The sequence below is a fragment of the Streptomyces sp. NBC_00249 genome, from assembly GCF_026342355.1.
Lineage (GTDB): Bacteria > Actinomycetota > Actinomycetes > Streptomycetales > Streptomycetaceae > Streptomyces.
The window spans coordinates 1,771,629-1,787,468 of record NZ_JAPEMV010000001.1 but is presented as its reverse complement, the minus strand read 5'-3'; the positions used below and the strand labels follow the sequence as shown (position 1 = coordinate 1,787,468).

General features: G+C 74.4%; 16 protein-coding genes. 12 read left to right on the top strand and 4 right to left on the bottom strand.

Annotation, left to right across the window (positions count from 1 at the left end):
* Window positions 1-10 precede the first annotated feature (10 nt).
* On the bottom strand, window positions 11-1,198 hold the full coding sequence (locus OOK31_RS07915) for an ROK family protein (protein ID WP_267011616.1): 1,188 nt from the start codon (window positions 1,196-1,198) through the stop codon (window positions 11-13).
* Window positions 1,199-2,265: 1,067 nt separating this feature from the next.
* On the opposite strand from OOK31_RS07915, the gene OOK31_RS07910 reads away from it, so the two are divergent.
* From OOK31_RS07910 to OOK31_RS07885, 6 genes are all read left to right on the top strand, one after another.
* The gene (locus tag OOK31_RS07910) at window positions 2,266-3,246 is read left to right on the top strand and encodes a TauD/TfdA family dioxygenase (RefSeq protein ID WP_267011615.1); all 981 of its coding nucleotides are present in this window, start codon (window positions 2,266-2,268) and stop codon (window positions 3,244-3,246) included.
* Window positions 3,247-3,288: 42 nt separating this feature from the next.
* Window positions 3,289-3,852, top strand: a complete 564-nt coding sequence (gene ssuE, locus OOK31_RS07905; protein ID WP_267011614.1) for an NADPH-dependent FMN reductase — start codon at window positions 3,289-3,291, stop codon at window positions 3,850-3,852.
* 39 nt (window positions 3,853-3,891) lie between these two features.
* Window positions 3,892-4,935: an ABC transporter substrate-binding protein gene (locus tag OOK31_RS07900; protein WP_267011613.1), complete on the top strand. Its 1,044-nt coding sequence runs from the start codon at window positions 3,892-3,894 to the stop codon at window positions 4,933-4,935.
* Between the two features lie 8 nt (window positions 4,936-4,943).
* Window positions 4,944-5,765: an ABC transporter ATP-binding protein gene (locus tag OOK31_RS07895; RefSeq protein ID WP_267011612.1), complete on the top strand. Its 822-nt coding sequence runs from the start codon at window positions 4,944-4,946 to the stop codon at window positions 5,763-5,765.
* Complete coding sequence (locus OOK31_RS07890) at window positions 5,762-6,844, top strand: ABC transporter permease subunit (RefSeq protein WP_323188188.1); 1,083 nt, start codon at window positions 5,762-5,764, stop codon at window positions 6,842-6,844. The genes OOK31_RS07895 and OOK31_RS07890 overlap by 4 nt, the downstream gene beginning before the upstream one ends.
* A 98-nt stretch (window positions 6,845-6,942) precedes the next feature.
* On the top strand, window positions 6,943-8,286 hold the full coding sequence (locus OOK31_RS07885; RefSeq protein ID WP_267011611.1) for an LLM class flavin-dependent oxidoreductase: 1,344 nt from the start codon (window positions 6,943-6,945) through the stop codon (window positions 8,284-8,286).
* Between the two features lie 211 nt (window positions 8,287-8,497).
* On the opposite strand, the gene OOK31_RS07880 is transcribed toward OOK31_RS07885, so the two are convergent.
* Both OOK31_RS07880 and OOK31_RS07875 read right to left on the bottom strand, forming a co-directional pair.
* Window positions 8,498-9,418: an NADP-dependent oxidoreductase gene (locus OOK31_RS07880; RefSeq protein WP_267011610.1), complete on the bottom strand. Its 921-nt coding sequence runs from the start codon at window positions 9,416-9,418 to the stop codon at window positions 8,498-8,500.
* An 85-nt stretch (window positions 9,419-9,503) separates the two neighbouring features.
* A complete protein-coding gene (locus OOK31_RS07875) occupies window positions 9,504-10,244 on the bottom strand; it encodes a DUF2470 domain-containing protein (RefSeq protein WP_267011609.1) in 741 nt (246 codons plus the stop codon).
* Between the two features lie 157 nt (window positions 10,245-10,401).
* Between OOK31_RS07875 and OOK31_RS07870 the strand changes: the two genes are divergently transcribed.
* From OOK31_RS07870 to OOK31_RS07855, 4 genes are all read left to right on the top strand, one after another.
* Window positions 10,402-10,797, top strand: a complete 396-nt coding sequence (locus OOK31_RS07870) for a cell division protein SepF (protein WP_189739116.1) — start codon at window positions 10,402-10,404, stop codon at window positions 10,795-10,797.
* A gap of 498 nt (window positions 10,798-11,295) precedes the next feature.
* Window positions 11,296-12,411, top strand: coding sequence for an ATP-binding protein (locus tag OOK31_RS07865; RefSeq protein WP_267011608.1), 1,116 nt, complete (start codon window positions 11,296-11,298; stop codon window positions 12,409-12,411).
* Window positions 12,408-12,803, top strand: coding sequence for a nucleotide pyrophosphohydrolase (locus tag OOK31_RS07860; RefSeq protein ID WP_267011607.1), 396 nt, complete (start codon window positions 12,408-12,410; stop codon window positions 12,801-12,803). Before OOK31_RS07865 ends, OOK31_RS07860 begins: the two co-directional genes overlap by 4 nt.
* 122 nt (window positions 12,804-12,925) lie before the next feature.
* Entirely contained in the window at window positions 12,926-13,411 is a 486-nt protein-coding gene (locus OOK31_RS07855) for a DUF6099 family protein (RefSeq protein WP_267011606.1), read from the top strand.
* A gap of 65 nt (window positions 13,412-13,476) precedes the next feature.
* On the opposite strand, the gene OOK31_RS07850 is transcribed toward OOK31_RS07855, so the two are convergent.
* On the bottom strand, window positions 13,477-13,755 hold the full coding sequence (locus OOK31_RS07850; protein WP_267011878.1) for a hypothetical protein: 279 nt from the start codon (window positions 13,753-13,755) through the stop codon (window positions 13,477-13,479).
* 205 nt (window positions 13,756-13,960) lie between these two features.
* On the opposite strand from OOK31_RS07850, the gene OOK31_RS07845 reads away from it, so the two are divergent.
* Together OOK31_RS07845 and mmuM are read left to right on the top strand one after the other, a co-directional pair.
* Window positions 13,961-14,884 carry an LLM class F420-dependent oxidoreductase gene (locus OOK31_RS07845; protein ID WP_267011605.1) on the top strand — a complete coding sequence of 308 codons (924 nt, stop codon included), beginning with the start codon at window positions 13,961-13,963 and terminating at the stop codon, window positions 14,882-14,884.
* Window positions 14,885-14,898: 14 nt separating this feature from the next.
* Window positions 14,899-15,786, top strand: a complete 888-nt coding sequence (mmuM, locus tag OOK31_RS07840) for a homocysteine S-methyltransferase (RefSeq protein ID WP_267011604.1) — start codon at window positions 14,899-14,901, stop codon at window positions 15,784-15,786.
* Window positions 15,787-15,840: the final 54 nt, after the last annotated feature.

Here is a 15,840-nt window from a genome sequence, read left to right as displayed (position 1 = left end):
CACTCCCAGGTCAGACCAGCCGAACGGCCGCAGGATCCCGGAACAGCGGACCCAGCAGAACGGTCGCCGCGGCCACCGGGAGCACCGCCGGACCGGAGTGCGGTGCGACGATCCGACCGGGGTCCGCGCACACGTGCGACTGGGAGGTCGCGGCGGCGCGGATCTCCTCCAGATAGCCCTCGTGCAGGACGCTCGACAGCTCCGTGACGACCATGACCGCCGGGTTGAACACGTCGAGCAGCAGCGCGGCGGCCCGCCCGACGGCGCGGGCCCGCTCGCGCAGCAGCCGGTCCGCGCGCGGGTCCCCGGCCGCCGCCGCGTCGACCACCAGCGCGACGGACGGATCGGGCACGATCCCGCGCCGCACGGCCTCCGCCCCGAGCGCGGTGTCGGACGCGGTCGCCTGGAGGCAGCCCGTACGGCCGCACGCGCAGACCGCGCGCGAACCGGGCACCGGCAGGTGCGCCACGTCACCGGCCGCGGAACCCGGGCCGTGGTGGATCGTCCCCTCGATCCCGAACGCGGCGTCGACGACCGTCCCCACGAACAGGTGCACCAGGCTCCGGCGCGCCTCGGGACGCCCGAAGAGGACCTCCGTCGCCGCGACGGCCCGCGCGTGGTTGTCCACCTGCACCGGCATGCCGAGCACCCCGGACAGCTCGGCGGCCAGCGGCCTGTGCCGCCACCCGAGCGCCGCGTGCCGTACGACGGTCCCCCCGTCGGGGCGGACCCAGCCGCCGAGCGCCGCCCCCACCCCGAGGAGCGGCCGGCCGGTACCGGACTCCCGCAGGAAGCGGGCCAGTTCCTCCGCGATCCGGCGCGGCAGCGCGGGATCCCCGGGATCGGGGTGGGGGAACGCCCGGCGGGCCAGGATCCGGCCGCGCAGGTCGACCAGGCCGAAGGTGGAGGCGGGCACCCCGATGTGCAGCCCGGCCGCGACCGGCCCTCCGACGGCACCCGTGTGCAGGTCCAGCGGGATCCGGGGCCGGCCCGAGGGCGCGTCCGGCCCGGCGGGCTCGGGCAGCTCCCGCAGCAGCCCGCCGCGCAGCAGCCCCGTCGCCTGCCGCGATACGGCGGCGGGACTCAGCCCGCACAACTCGGAGACCCCGCTGCGCGCCACGGGCCCGTACTCCAGCACCGTCCGCAGCACGGTCGCCGCATTGGCAACCCCCCGCCTGTCCCCGGCCCTCACCACCATCCCCCGATCATGCCGGACCCCGCCGCGGGCCGACCGCCGCCCCGTCCACCGACCCCCGGCCCCGTACCGGGGTGGTCCGTGTGGGCGGTGCGTGGCGGGTGCGTTGCGGGGCCGTGAAATCCGGCCACGGTTTTCGGCCGCCATGGGGTGGGGAACGTGCAGGTCACAGGGTGTTCGGGCGGGCTCCGGGGCTTCCCGTGGCGGGGGTTGACCGGGGGCGGGGGCGCTGACAGGCTCCGAGCCATGACCGCGAACGACCACCTCGCCCCGCGGCTCCGCACCCCCGGCCTCTGTACCGTGCCGGGCGAGTGTCCGGGCCGCTGTCCGGCCCCCGGCCGACCCTGACGCCCCCGCGCCCCGGCCCTCCCGGAGCCCGCACGCCGGGCCCCTAGGGCCTGTCGTCAAACTCCCGTCTGCTCCGGCGACGACGCGAGTTTGACGACAGGCCCTAGACGCCCCGGGCGGCCAGGCCCGCAGGACCCGCCCGTTCAAGCCCTCGTCCCAGGTGACGGCCCGCTGATCCTCGGCGGTCCGGCGCATGGTCCGGGTCCCCGCCGGTGTGCTCGCCGGTCCCGCGTCCCGCGGAGCCGAGCGTGCCGCCTGCGGGGCCGTCGTCCCGCGTGACGGTCTGCCGCTTCCCGGCGGGTCCGGCCCGTGGTTCCGGCCCCCCGGGTCCGGGTCTGCGGAGACAGGCCGTCGGAAACTCGACGGTCCGGTTCACGGGACCCCGTCACCGCCACACCGGAACCACCGAAGCCACGCCTGCGCAACGCCCCGCCGATGCCTCGGTGGTCCGGGACCCGCAGGCCCCGGCCCGGTGCCTGTGCGCCGCCACACGGCGGGTTCGGGCGGTCGGGACCGCGTGGGCCTCCGGGCTGAGGGGGCCGGGGGCACCGGGGTCGGTCGGCGGGGTTCCGGCCAGGGGACCGGGCCGGCTGTCTGGCGCGGGGGCGCCCGGCCCCTTTCCCCGCACCCCGCAGCGCCGCAGGCCACCCGCAGGCCACCACCCGTACCGACATTCCTTCCGCAGCGGAAATAAACCCCGCCGCCCTCACTGAGGAGTCCCCATGACCATCACCGCCACCGACACCACCACCCCCACCGTCACGGTCACCCGCATCGGCGGCCGCATCGGCGCCGAGATCGGCGGCGTGCGCCTCGGCGGCGACCTCGCCCCCGGAACCGTCGCCGAGGTCCGTGCCGCGCTCCTCGCCCACAAGGTCGTCTTCTTCCGCGGCCAGCAGCACCTCGACGAGGCCGACCACGAGGCCTTCGCGCAGCTGCTCGGCGCCCCCGTGGCGCACCCCACCGTCCCCTCCGCCGACGGCCGTTACGCCCTCGGCATCGACTCCCACCACGGCGCCCGCGCCAACCAGTGGCACACCGACGTCACCTTCGTCCCCGCCTACCCCGCCTTCTCCGTCCTCCGTGCGGTCACCATCCCCCCGTACGGCGGCAACACCCTCTGGGCGAACACCGCCACCGCCTACTCCCACCTCCCCGAGCCGCTGCGCGCCCTCGCCGACGGCCTGCGCGCCGTCCACTCCAACGAGTACGACTACGCCGCCCTGAAGCCCGACGCCCTTCCCGAGGCCCTCGCCCAGTACCGCGAGGTGTTCACCTCCACCAAGTTCCTCACCGAGCACCCGGTGGTCCGCGTCCACCCCGAGACGGGCGAGCGCACCCTCCTCCTCGGCAACTTCGTCCAGCGGATCAACGGCCTCACCGGCCGTGACTCCCGCACGCTCCTCGACCTCTTCCAGGCCCACATCGAGAGCCCCGAGAACACCGTCCGCTGGCAGTGGCAGGCCGGCGACGTCGCGATCTGGGACAACCGCGCCACCCAGCACTACGGCGTCGACGACTCCGACGCCCACGAGCGCACCCTGCGCCGCGTCACCGTCGACGGCGACGTCCCGGTCGGCCCCGACGGCACGCCGTCCCGCCTGATCAGCCCGGAGACCGTCCCGGACCCCGCCTTCGGCATCGCCTCCGGAGCCTCCACCACCTCCACCACCTCGGAAACCGCCACGACCCCCACCGCCTGACCTGACCCGCAACCCCCGTACGCCGCCGCCCAAGGAGCCCCCGTGCCCAAGCTGCTCGCCCTCACCGGCAGCCCCTCCACCCACTCCCGCACCGCCGTCGTCGCCGAGCACGTGCTGCGCCGGCTCTCCCACTCCGGCTTCGAGACCGCGCACCTCGCCGTACGCGACCTCCCCGCCGCCGATCTGCTGTCCGTCCGCCGGGGCGAGCCGGAGATCCGCCGCGCCCTGGAGGCCGTCGCCGAAGCCGACGGCCTGGTCATCGCGACCCCGGTCTACAAGGCCTCGTACACGGGCCTCCTCAAGGCCTTCCTCGACCTGCTCCCGCAGGACGGCCTGGCCGGCAAAACGGTTCTCCCCCTCGCCACCGGCGGCAGCCTCGCCCACGTCCTGACCATCGACTACGCCCTGCGGCCGGTCCTCGCCGCCCTCGGCGCCCGGCACGTCACCGCCGGCCGGTTCGTCCTGGACTCCTCCGTCGAGCGCGGCTCCGGTCCCGACCGGCTGCGTCCCGACGCGGAGCTGGACCTCTTCCAGGCCGTCGACGAGTTCGCCGACGCCGTCCGTGCGGCCGCCGCCGCCGGCACCGCCCTCACCGCCGCCCCCTGACCCGCGCCCCCGACCCGAACACAGCGACAAGGACCCGTCATGCCCGCAGCCTTCACCCCGCCCGCCCGTTCCCGGCGCCAGTTCCTCACCCTGCTCGGCATCTCGGCGGCCGCGGTGAGCTGCGGCACGGCCACCGCCACCAACGGCTCCTCCGGCAGCTCCGGCAAGCAGATCACCGCCCTCAAGTACCAGGGCAACGTCGGGGCCGTCACCCTCCCCGAACTCGCCGCCGACCTCGGCCACCTCGGGAACGTCACCCTCGAATGGGTGGGCAACACCATCAGCGGCCCGCAGGACATCCAGACCGCCGCCACCGGCCAGACCCACTTCGGCAGCGCCTTCAACGGCGCCGTCATCAAACTGGCCGCCGGCAAGGCCCCGATCAAGGCCGTCGTCTCGTCCTACGGCTCCGACCAGCACTCCTACGGCGGCTACTTCGTCCTGGAGGACAGCCCGATCCGCTCCGCCCGCGACCTCATCGGCAAGAAGGTCGGGATGAACACCCTGGGCGCCCACTACCAGGCCCTCCTGGACGTCTACCTCAGCCGCAACGGCCTCTCCAAGGCGGACGCGGCCAAGGTCGAGGCCCTGGTCGTCCCGCCCGTCAACACCGAGCAGTCGCTGCGCCAGAAGCAGATCGAGGTCGGCGTCCTCACCGGCGTCCTGCGCGACAAGGCCCTCGCGGCCGGTGGCCTGCGCCCCCTGTTCACCGACGTCGAACTGCTCGGCCCGTTCAGCGCCGGCACGTACGTGATGACGGAGCGCTTCATCAAGGAGAACCCGGACACCGTACGGGCCTTCGCGACCGGCGTCGCCAAGGCCATCGAGTGGTCGCGCACCACCCCGCGCGAGGAGGTCGTCGCCCGGATGACGGACATCGTCAAGAAGCGCGGCCGCAACGAGGACACCGCGACCCTCCAGTACTGGCACTCCTACGGCGTCGCCGAGACGGGCGGCCGGATCTCCGACAAGGAGTTCCAGCTCTGGCTGGACTGGCTCGGCGAGCGCGGCGAGATCAAGCAGGGGCAGCTGAAGGCCGCCGACCTCTACACCAACGAGTTCAACGGCTACGGGAAGGGCTGACGACCACCATGGCGAAGATCGTGTTCGAGTCCGTCACCAAGACCTTCCCGACGAAGGACAAGAAGCGCAAGGAGGAGTTCACCGCCCTCGACGGCATCGACCTGACGATCGAGGCGGGCGAGTTCGTGGTCGTCGTGGGCCCCAGCGGCTGCGGCAAGTCCACCCTCCTGGACCTCCTCGGCGGCCTGACCGAGCCGACCTCGGGCCGGATCCTGCTCGACGGCCGGCCGGTCACCGGCCCCGGCCTGGACCGGGGCATCGTCTTCCAGCAGTACGCCCTGCTGCCGTGGCGCACCGCACTGGGCAACGTCGCCTTCGGCCTGGAGGCGACCGGCGTCCCCCGGCGTCAACGCGCGGCGAAGGCCAGGGAGTTCCTGGACCTGGTCGGCCTCACCGGCTTCGAGGACCGGCACCCGCACGAACTGTCCGGCGGCATGCGCCAGCGGGTCGCGATCGCCCGCTCGCTGGCCTACGACCCGGACGTGCTGCTGATGGACGAGCCGTTCGCCGCGCTCGACGCGCAGACCCGCGAGTCCCTCCAGGACGAGCTGCGCCGCATCTGGCAGCGCACCGGCAAGACGGTCGTCTTCATCACGCACGGCATCGAGGAGGCGGTGTACCTCGGGCAGCGGGTCGCCGTGATCACCTCCCGCCCGGGGCGGGTCAAGGAGATCGTCCCGGTCTCCTTCGGCGACCGGGACGCCGGGGCCACCGGGGAGGACCTGCGCTCCAGCCCCGAGTTCGCCCGCCACCGCCACCGGATCTGGACCCTGCTCCACGACGAGGTGGCCCGCGCCCAGCAACTGGAGAAGGAAGAGGCCTCCGTATGACCACCGGAACCGACACCCCGACCCCGACCACCCCGACCCCGACCACCCCGGCGGACCGGTCCGCCGCCTCGGCCCCGGCGGACCGGCCCGCCGCCACCTCCGCCCCGGAGGGCCGGGCTCCCGTCCTCACCCTGGTGACCCCGGCCCCCGCCGAGCCGCCCGCCCCCGCGGTACACGAGGACGCGCCGCCCGCCCCGGCCGACGAGTCCGCCGCGCCCGCCCCGGCAGTACGCGAGGACGCCGCGCCGGCCCCGGCAGACCGGACCCCCGCCCCGGCGCCCGCCAAGACCCCCGCCCTCCGCCCGGCCAGGGCGATCGCCCGGTGGCTGCGCGCCGCCTTGCTCCGGTCGGCGGCCGTGCTCGCGCTGCTGGCCGTCTGGGAGGCCGCGCCCCGGTTCGGCCTGGTCGACGCCACCTTCCTGCCCCCGGTCAGCGAGGTGGCCCGGGCCTGGTGGGAGCTGCTGGGCGACGGCCAGCTCGGCGAGCACGCCCGGGCCAGCCTGACCCGCTCCTTCGGCGGCTTCGCGATCGCCGTGGCCGTGGCGGTCCCGCTCGGCCTGCTCATCGGCTGGTACCGGCCCGTCGCCGCGTTCCTCGGCCCGCTGCTGGAGCTGTTCCGCAACACGGCCGCGCTCGCCCTGCTGCCGGTCTTCGTCCTGCTGCTCGGCATCGGGGAGACCTCGAAGGTCTCGATCGTCGTCTACGCCTGCGTCTGGCCGATCCTGCTGAACACCATCAGCGCCGTGGGCAACGCCGATCCCACCCTGGTCCGGCTGGCCCGCTCCATGGACCTGTCCACGCCGAGGCTCTTCCAGAAGGTGATCCTGCCGTCCTCGGTCCCGGCGATCTTCACCGGCATCCGTCTCGCCGGAGCCGTGTCCATCCTCGTCCTCGTGGCGGCCGAGATGATCGGCGCCAAGGCGGGACTGGGCTACCTGATCAACGCCTCGCAGTTCAACTTCGCGATCCCCCAGATGTACGCGGGCATCGTCACGATCAGCGCGATCGGCGTGGCCTTCAACCAGGTCCTGGTCACCGTCGAACGCCGCCTCTCCCTCTGGCGCGTCCCCACCTCCTGACCCCCGCCGCGCCCGCCCCGCCCGGGCCCACCCCGGCGGAGCCCACCCGATACCACCCGCGGAGCGCACCGCTCCGCCGTTCTTCACAGGGAACAGACATGTCCGCACCCCGTACGCTCCACCTCAACGCCTTCCTGATGAACGCCGGCCACCACGACGCCGCCTGGCGCCACCCCTCCTCCAGCCCCGAGCGCGTCACCGACCTGCGCTACTTCCAGGAACTGGCCCGTACCGCCGAGCGCGGACGCCTCGACTCCATCTTCTTCGCCGACGGCCTCGCCCTCTGGGGCAAGGCCCGCTACAACGCCCTCGGCGGTTTCGAGCCGCTGACCCTGCTGTCGGCGATCGCCGCCGTCACCGAGCACATCGGGCTCATCGCCACCGTCTCCACCACCTTCAACGAGCCCTTCCACACCGCCCGCAAGTTCGCCTCCCTCGACCACATCAGCAACGGCCGGGCCGGCTGGAACATCGTCACCTCCGGCACCGTCGACGAGGCCCGCAACTTCAACCAGGACGAGCACCTGGAGCACCGCCTGCGCTACGACCGCGCCCGCGAGTTCCTCGACGTCGCCACCAAGCTGTGGGACAGCTGGGAGGACGACGCGATCGTCCTCGACAAGGAGCGCGGCATCTACGCCGACACCGACAAACTGCACCCCGCCGCCCACCGCGGCGAGTACTTCGGCGTCGCCGGCCCGCTCAACGTCCCGCGCTCGCCCCAGGGCCACCCGCTCCTGGTCCAGGCCGGATCCTCCGAGGACGGCAAGGAGTTCGCCGCCCAGTACGCCGAGGCCGTCTTCACGGCCCAGCAGACCCTCGCCGACGGCCAGGCCTTCCACAAGGACCTCAAGTCCCGCCTGGCCCGCTTCGGCCGCGCCGAGAGCGAGCTCCTCGTCCTGCCCGGCATCGCCCCCGTCATCGGTTCCACCGAGGCCGAGGCCCGGGCCCTGGAGCAGGAGCTGACCGACCTCCAGGTCCCCGAGTACGGTCTCGCGCAGCTCTCCGGCATGCTCGGCACCGACCTCACCGGCCTGCCCCTGGACGGTCCGCTGCCCGATCTCCCCGAGGAGCGGGACATCAACGGCAACAAGAGCCGCTTCACGCTCGTCGCCGAACTCGCCCGCCGCGACGGCCTCACCCTCCGCCAGCTGATCGCCCGCCTCGGCGCCGGCCGCGGCCACCGCGTCTTCGCCGGTACGCCCGAGCAGATCGCCGACCAGCTCCAGGAGTGGTTCGAGCAGGGCGCCGCCGACGGCTTCAACATCATGGCGCCCGTCCTGCCCACCGGGCTCACCGACTTCGTCGACCACGTCGTGCCGATCCTCCAGCGCCGCGGCCTCTTCCGCACCGAGTACACCGGCGCGACCCTGCGCGAGAACTACGGCCTGCCCCGCCCCGCCAACCGGCACGCCGCCGGCGCCGTCCGGGAGCCCGTATGACCGGCGCCGGCGCCGCCTCGGGCACCGGCGTCTGGTACGTCCCGCCCGAACCCGCCGCCCGCGAGGCGGCCATGGCGAGCCGCGAGGCCCTCGGCGGGTACCTAGTGCTGCGCGCCTCCCTCCACGGGGAGGGACCCGCTCTGGTCCGGGCCCGGGAGGCGGCGGCGCTGGGGGCAGGGCCGCACGCCCGGCGCCCTGCGCGCGTACGCCCTCAGACGGAGAGGACGATCTTGCCCCGGGTGCGGCCGGTGGCGCTCAGCTCCCAGGCCCTGGCGGCGTCCGCGAGCGGCAGTGCGTGTTCGACGTTGACGAGGAGCCGGCCCGCGTCGGCGAGTTCGGCGAGGGCCGTGAGGTCGGCGGTGTCGGGCCGCACCCAGATGTGCCGGGCGCCCTTCGCGTCGGCGTCTCCGTCGGCGATGGAGATCACCGGGGCGCCCTCGCGGACCACGCTCTGGAGCAGCTCGACGCCGCCCTCACCGTAGAAGTCGAGGCCCACGTCCACGCCTTCGGGGGCCAGCGCGCGGATCCGCCCGGCCGCGCCCTCCCCGTACAGCACCGGTTCGGCGCCCAGTTCGCGCAGGAATTCGTGGTTGTGCGCGCCCGCCGTGCCGATGACGCGGGCGCCGAGGGAGACCGCGATCTGCACGCCCAGTGAGCCGGTGCCGCCCGCCGCCGAGTGGATCACGACGGTCTGCCCGGCCGTGACGCCCGCGCGGGTGATGGCCTGATAGGCGGTGAGCCCGGCCAGCGGGATGCCGGCGGCCTGCTCGAAGGTCAGCTCGCGGGGCTTGCGGGCGAGGGTGCGCACGGGCGCGGCGACCAGTTCGGCGTAGGTGCCGAGCTGCACCCACTCCTTGCGGACGTAGCCGTAGACCTCGTCGCCGACGGCGTACTCGGAGGTGTCCGGGCCGACGGCCTCGACGACTCCCGCCACGTCCCAGCCGGGTATGACGGGGTGCCGGACCTCCAGGATCGGGTCGAGGTGTCCGGCCGAGAGCTTCCAGTCCACCGGGTTGACCCCGGCGGCCTTGACGCGGACGAGCACCTCACCGGGGCCGACCTTGGGCTCCGGGACGTCAACGAGTTCGAGGGTGGCGGGATTTCCGTACGCGCTGTATGCGATTGCCTTCATGATCATCCCAACCGGGGCCCCCGCGGGCCTATTCCGGAGGCCGGTCCGGTTCCACGCGCCGTTCACGCGGGACGTACGGGCCCGCTCAGGCGGGCAGGGTGTTGTGGTGCGAGCGGCGCCGGGCCGCGCTGAGCAGGGCCTGGATCTGCGCCCCCGACTGCTCGACGTCGTCCAGGGGGGAGGGGAAGGGCAGCCGTACGTCACGGTGTCCGCGCCGCTCCTCCAGGCGCAGGGTGAGCCCGTAGCGGTCCAGGGCGAGCGGCAGCGCGCGGACCACGGCGGCCGAGGGCAACGGCCGGACCAGCCGCAGCAGCAGGGTGACCAGCTCGGGGTGGTCGTCGAGGAGGTGGGTGAGCATGCCGGCCTCGTACGGGGCGAGGGGGTCGGGCCAGGCCTCGTCCAGCTCCTCCAGCCCGATGTACGAGGTGCCCTCGGCGGTTTCGAGGATCGCCTGGCCGTACTCCACGCAGGTGGTGGCCCCGGGCTCGGCGCTGTCGTCGACGAAGGGGGTGAGCAGGTGGCCCAGGACGGTGATGCGGGCGCGCACCCGGTCGCGTACCGGGGTGGGGGCGATGTCGGTGAACTCCAGCCGGATGCCGGGCAGGCCGTCGTTCAGCAAGGAGGAGGGGTGTCCGGCGGCGGGCGCGGCGGGGTGCAGGTGCAGCCGGCCGAGGACGTCGCCGCCGTCGAGGTGGCACACCTCGGTCCGGACCCCGTCGGTGACCACGGTCATGGAGTGGGCGGCCGCGAGGACGGACCGGACCCGCTCGGCCTCGGTGGGCCGGGCGGCGGCGGGCGTGGCGGCGGGGACACCGGGCAGGCTCATGCGGATCTCTCCATCGTCCGAGCTGGTTAGGTATGCCTAACCTAACCTATTCCCTCTGTGGGGTGTACCCCGCCTCCCTCGTGTCGGTGTTGGGCTGAACGGGTGAAACGCGAGAGGATGGGGGGATGCACATGAAGCGCACGGCCGAGGCGGCCCGGTGAGCAGGTACGACGTCACCGACGAACAGTGGGAGGGGCTCGCGCAGGTGGTGCCGCTGCGCAGTCGCAACGAATGGCCCTCCCGGGTGGACCACCGCACGATCCCGAAGGCGCCCGGAGCGTCGGCGGCGGAACAGCGGCGCTTCGTGGTGATCAGGGTTCAGATCTTCGCGGACGCGCGGGAGGTGGCGGAGTACCTGATCGCGCAGATCCCGGTGCTGCTGGACCTCACGGGCGCGGACAGCGAAGTGGCCAAGCGGATCCTCGACTTCAGCAGTGGCGTGGTGTTCGGTCTGGGCAGCGGGATGCACCGCGTCGACCGGAACGTCTTCCTGCTGGCGCCCGTCGGGACCGAGGTCGAGGGGATCGCGGCGGCAGCCGTCCCCCGATCGTAGGAAGGTCGTGGCGAGGGAACGGTTCGCCGGGCCCCGGGGTGTCCCGGCGGCCCGTACCGTCCGGCCATGGAAGCCACCTTGGACACCCCCGCCACGCCCTTACCCCCACGACCGACACCCCCGCCGAACCCCACCCCCCGAACCCCCGGCCCCGCAGAACGGCCCGAACCCACCGCCCCGGCCGCCTGCGCGGGGACACCCGGCCCCGCCGAAGTGGCCGCCCCGGCCGTCTGTGCCGGGACGCCCGGCTGTGCCGAGCTGCCCGAGTGTGTCGCCCCGGGCGCCTGTGGCGGGGCGGCCGGCTCCGGCGGGGAGCGCGAGGTGGCGGAGCCCGCTCTCGCGACGGGGCGGCCCGTTCGCGTCGTCGGTGCGCGGGAGCCCGGGCGGGACGGGGGCGCGCGTACACCCCGTACGGGCCGTGCGGCCCCCGGGCCGCCGGACACCGGGGCCCACGAACCCGGCGCGGCAGCGCAAGGGCAGGGGTTCCGGCGGCCCGCCGTGACCGAGCTGCGGCTCTCCGCCTTCGGGCCGCACCGGGGCGCCCGCTTCGCGCTAGGGCCCGTCACCCTCTTCGCCGGGCCCAGCGGCAGCGGCAAGTCCCAGGCCCTGGACGCCTACGAGGCCCTGGCCGCGCTCGGCTCCGGCGCCACCCTCGACGAGGTGTTCCCCGACCCCGTCGCGCGCGTGCCCGAGTCGGCCCGCCCCGACGCCGACGGGCGGCGCGGCTTCCGGATCGGCTGCACCGTCGACGGCCTGGCCGGACCGGTCCGCCTCGACCTCGCCGTCCAGGCGGAGCCCGTGCTGCGGATCGCCGGCGAACGGCTCTCCGAGGACGGCCGGATCCTGTTCAGCACCGCCCAGCGCGACCCCCGCCGACGCTCCGTCGAGGCCGCGTGGCTCACCGGCGGAGCCATCGGCGTGACCCGCGCCCCGCTCCCCGACGACCGCCTCGGCACCGCCCTGCTCCCGCTGCGCGTCGCCGGGGCCACCGTCGGGCAGCGGCAGGTGCTGACCGCTGCCGAACAACTCGTCGTCGCCCTGCGCTCGGTGTTCCCCTGTGATCCCCGCCCCGACCGGATGCGGGCCCCCGTCCCCTCGGGGGAGGGCCGGCTGAGCGGCGACTGCGCCAACCTGGCCGACGTACTGCGCCGGACCCGCCACGAGTGCGGAACCCGCCACGCACTGCTCACCGGGGCCGCGCGCACCGGCTGCGCGGGCCCGGTGGCCGGGCTGGCCGTACGCGGCCCCGGCGGCCCCGGCGGAGGGCTCGTCGCGGCCCTGCTGGAGCGCGGCCCCGGCCTGCCCGCCACCGACCTCGCCCGGCTCGGCGCGGGCGAACTCCGCTTCCTCGGGCTGGCCCTCGTCCTGCTCACCGGACCCGGCGTCCTGGCCGTCGACCCGGCCGCCGAACTGCTCTCCGCCCGCCAGGCGCTCACCGTCCTCGCCGACGGCCTCGACCGCGCCCTCGACCGGCGTCAGCGTGCCGAACTGCTGCGCCTGGCCCTGCTGTCCGGCGCCCGCGGCCACATCCGGCTCGTCGGCGCGGTCGGCGAGGACACCGCCGCAACCGCACGCGGGCTCCCGGGCGTCTCGGTGGTAGACCTGTCCCCATGAGTGCTGTCCCGACGAACGAACCCCAGGACCTGCCGGAAGGCGGCGAACGCCTGTACCGACTCCAGCGCCGGCTGGCCGATTTCGCGGCCGCCCGGGACTGGGCCCCGTACCACACGCCCAAGAACCTGGCCGCGGCCCTGAGCGTGGAGGCCTCCGAACTGGTCGAGATCTTCCAGTGGCTGACGCCGGAACAGTCGGCGGCGGTGATGGAGAAGCCGGAGAGCGCGCACCGGGTGACCGACGAGGTGGCGGACGTACTCGCGTATCTGCTGCAGTTCTGTGAGGTTCTCGGGGTGGATGTGCTCGATGCGCTGGCCGCGAAGATCGAGAGGAACGAGCTCCGCTTCCCGGTGACCGGGACATCGACACCTAATCGTCACTCTTCGGAGTGATGGCGTCGTCCACAACCATGTTTGTGTCCACAGATTTCCGAATACCCCTGGCTTTACTGGCTCGTTGCCTTCACTCTGGGTAGTGAAGGACGGCGGGATGTCGTGCGGACGGGGGACGGCATATGGATGCGGTACGGCTCATCGCGGCCGGCCGGCACGCGCTGGCACAGAGCGGGGCTGCGTGGGACATCGTGGGCGAGGCCTGGCAGGCCCAGGCGCTGGCCCAGGGGATAGGGAGCTGGCTGGCGGTCACCGGGCCGCCGGAGCTGAGAGCGGAGGCACGGGGACTGGGGGAAGCGGGAGGCAGAGGCTGCGGCGTCATCGACCGGGCCGCCCTGCGCGGTGAGGGCAGTGCGCCCGAGATGCCGCCGAGAGCGGCGCAGCTGAGCGGGGTCGGTGATGTCCGGCAGGCGCTGCTCGGACTCCAGGCGCTCCTCGGAGAGGTCGGGATAGCCCTCGTCGGAGTGGCGTGCGCGACGGACGACGAGAGCCTGTACTGGCAGTGCATAGAGTCGATCGACGCCGCCGACGAGTCCAGCGACCGGGTACGGGCGCTGCTGCGCCGGATGGCGGTCCGGGAGCGGGGGTCGGCCTCGGGCGTGGTCTGACGCCTCCGCCGGGCCGGCGGGCCCGGGTGAGGGGTCCCGCCGCGCGCGACGGGACCCGCGCACGGTCAGAAGGACCGGTCGGAGTGGCGCTCGCTCTCGTACGTGCGGCTGCCGGGCGTCACCGGTGCGGCGGGGGGAGTGCGGTCCGTGGAGTGCTGGAGGTCGGCGTCGAGCTGCGACAGGTCGGCGTTCAGCGCCGCCATCAGCTCCTCCATCTGCTGCAGCAGGCCCTTCGGCGCGCTGCCCTGGGCGGGTACCGCGGACTCCTGGCGTGCTTGGTCGTGTGCTGCCTGTCCGGTCTGTCCGGTGTGTCGGGGGGTCTCCGGCACGGACTCGTGGGACATGGCGGCCTCCTCGGCCCTGGCCCTTCCGGTGCGGAAGGGGGCGGTGGACGCGTCGGCGAGAGGCCGCCGGCGCGCGGGCCGGGCGGTCCGGCTCCGTCCGAGCCAACGATCCCCATCCGCGCTGGTCACTGGCGGGGCGACGGGCGGACCGCCCGGTTGACGCAGATTCACCCGGCAGGGGTGGGCGAAGGGCAGGATGGAGGGCATGGATCTCCGCATTTTCACCGAGCCGCAGCAGGGCGCCGACTACGACACCCTGCTGGCCGTCGCCAAGGCCACCGAGGACCTGGGGTTCGACGCCTTCTTCCGCTCCGACCACTACCTGCGGATGGGATCGGCCGACGGGCTGCCCGGTCCCACCGACGCCTGGATCACCCTCGCCGGCCTGGCCCGCGAGACCAGCCGGATCCGGCTGGGCACGCTGATGACGGCCGGCACCTTCCGGCTGCCCGGTGTGCTCGCCATCCAGGTCGCGCAGGTCGACCGGATGTCCGGAGGCCGCGTCGAACTCGGCCTCGGAGCGGGCTGGTTCGAGGAGGAGCACAAGGCGTACGGCATCCCCTTCCCGAAGGAGCGGATGGCCCGGCTGGAGGAGCAGCTGGCCATCGTCACCGGGCTGTGGGCCACCGAGCCCGGCGCCACCTTCGACTACCGGGGCGTCCACTACCAGGTGGAGAACTCCCCGGCCCTGCCCAAGCCCGCCCAGGCCAAGGTGCCCGTCCTCATCGGCGGCCACGGCGCCCGGCGTACGCCGCGCCTCGCCGCCCGGTACGCCGACGAGTTCAACATGCCGTTCGCCTCGATCTCCGACAGCGAGCGGCAGTTCGGCCGGGTCCGGCAGGCCGCCGAGGAAGCGGGCCGCAAGTCCGACGACCTGGTGTACTCCAACGCGCTGGTGGTGTGCGTGGGCAAGGACGACGCCGAGGTCGCCCGCCGGGCCGCCGCCATCGGCCGCGAGGTCGACGAACTGAAGGCCAACGGCCTGGCCGGCTCCCCGGCCGAGGTCGTCGAGAAGATCGGCACCTACGCCGCCATCGGCTCCTCCCGCGTCTACCTCCAGCTGCTCGACCTCGACGACCTGGACCACCTGGAGCTGATCTCCTCCCAGGTGCTCGCCCAGCTCGGCTGACGGGAGGCACCACCGTGCCCCGCGCGACCGGCCCGCTCGCCGACACCCTGGCCCGCAGGCCCGTACTCCTGGACGGCGGGCTCAGCAACCAGCTCACCGACCAGGGCTGCGACCTGTCGGGCGGCCTCTGGACGGGCCGTGTGCTCGCCGAGCGGCCGGACCAGGTGGAGGCCGCCCACACGGCGTACGTCCGGGCCGGCGCCGAGGTGCTGATCACCGCGAGCTACCAGATCGGCCACGACCCCGCCCTGCTCGCGCGCTCCGTCCGGGCCGCCGACAGGGCGGCCCGGGCCGCCGTGCACCCGGTCTGGGTGGCCGCCTCCGTCGGCCCGTACGGGGCGGTCCTGGCGGACGGCTCCGAGTACCGGGGCCGGTACGGGCTGACCGTGCCCCAGCTGGCGGCCTTCCACCGCCCCCGGATCGAGGCCCTGCTGTCGGCGGGCCCCGACGTCCTGGCCCTGGAGACCCTCCCCGACACCGACGAGGCCGAGGCCCTGCTGCGCGTCCTGGCCGGTACGGGCGCGCGGGCCTGGCTGAGCTACACCGTCGAGGGCGGCCGCACCCGCGCGGGCCAGCCCCTCGCCGAGGCCCTCGCGCTGGCGGCGGCCGCGCCGGAGGTGTTCGCGGTCGGGGTCAACTGCTGCGACCCGGCCGACGTCCTGCCCGCCCTGGAGACCGCCGCCACGGTCACGGCCGGACCCCTCGTCGCCTACCCCAACGACGGCTCCGTCTGGGACGCCGGCACCGGCGAGTGGCACAGCCCACCGGCCCCCGTCCCCTGGGACGTGCGGGCCTGGCAGGACGCCGGCGCCCGCCTCCTCGGCGGCTGCTGCCGGGTGGGCCCCGACCGGATCGCGGCCCTCGGCCGGCGCCTGCGGGGCCCCGGGCGGACCCATCGCTGAGGCCCTCGGAAAACCAGGGGCGCCGCCCCGGGGCGGTGGATGAGAATCGGCCGT

What these genes read in the sequence shown, in the direction of transcription:
- OOK31_RS07915 (WP_267011616.1), bottom strand. Translation starts at nt 1,198, where the DNA reads ATGGTGGTGAGGGCCGGGGACAGGCGGGGGGTTGCCAATGCGGCGACC.
- OOK31_RS07910 (WP_267011615.1), top strand. Translation starts at nt 2,266, where the DNA reads ATGACCATCACCGCCACCGACACCACCACCCCCACCGTCACGGTCACC.
- OOK31_RS07900 (WP_267011613.1), top strand. Translation starts at nt 3,892, where the DNA reads ATGCCCGCAGCCTTCACCCCGCCCGCCCGTTCCCGGCGCCAGTTCCTC.
- OOK31_RS07895 (WP_267011612.1), top strand. Translation starts at nt 4,944, where the DNA reads ATGGCGAAGATCGTGTTCGAGTCCGTCACCAAGACCTTCCCGACGAAG.
- OOK31_RS07890 (WP_323188188.1), top strand. Translation starts at nt 5,762, where the DNA reads ATGACCACCGGAACCGACACCCCGACCCCGACCACCCCGACCCCGACC.
- OOK31_RS07885 (WP_267011611.1), top strand. Translation starts at nt 6,943, where the DNA reads ATGTCCGCACCCCGTACGCTCCACCTCAACGCCTTCCTGATGAACGCC.
- OOK31_RS07880 (WP_267011610.1), bottom strand. Translation starts at nt 9,418, where the DNA reads ATGAAGGCAATCGCATACAGCGCGTACGGAAATCCCGCCACCCTCGAA.
- OOK31_RS07875 (WP_267011609.1), bottom strand. Translation starts at nt 10,244, where the DNA reads ATGAGCCTGCCCGGTGTCCCCGCCGCCACGCCCGCCGCCGCCCGGCCC.
- OOK31_RS07860 (WP_267011607.1), top strand. Translation starts at nt 12,408, where the DNA reads ATGAGTGCTGTCCCGACGAACGAACCCCAGGACCTGCCGGAAGGCGGC.
- OOK31_RS07855 (WP_267011606.1), top strand. Translation starts at nt 12,926, where the DNA reads ATGGATGCGGTACGGCTCATCGCGGCCGGCCGGCACGCGCTGGCACAG.
- OOK31_RS07850 (WP_267011878.1), bottom strand. Translation starts at nt 13,755, where the DNA reads ATGTCCCACGAGTCCGTGCCGGAGACCCCCCGACACACCGGACAGACC.
- OOK31_RS07845 (WP_267011605.1), top strand. Translation starts at nt 13,961, where the DNA reads ATGGATCTCCGCATTTTCACCGAGCCGCAGCAGGGCGCCGACTACGAC.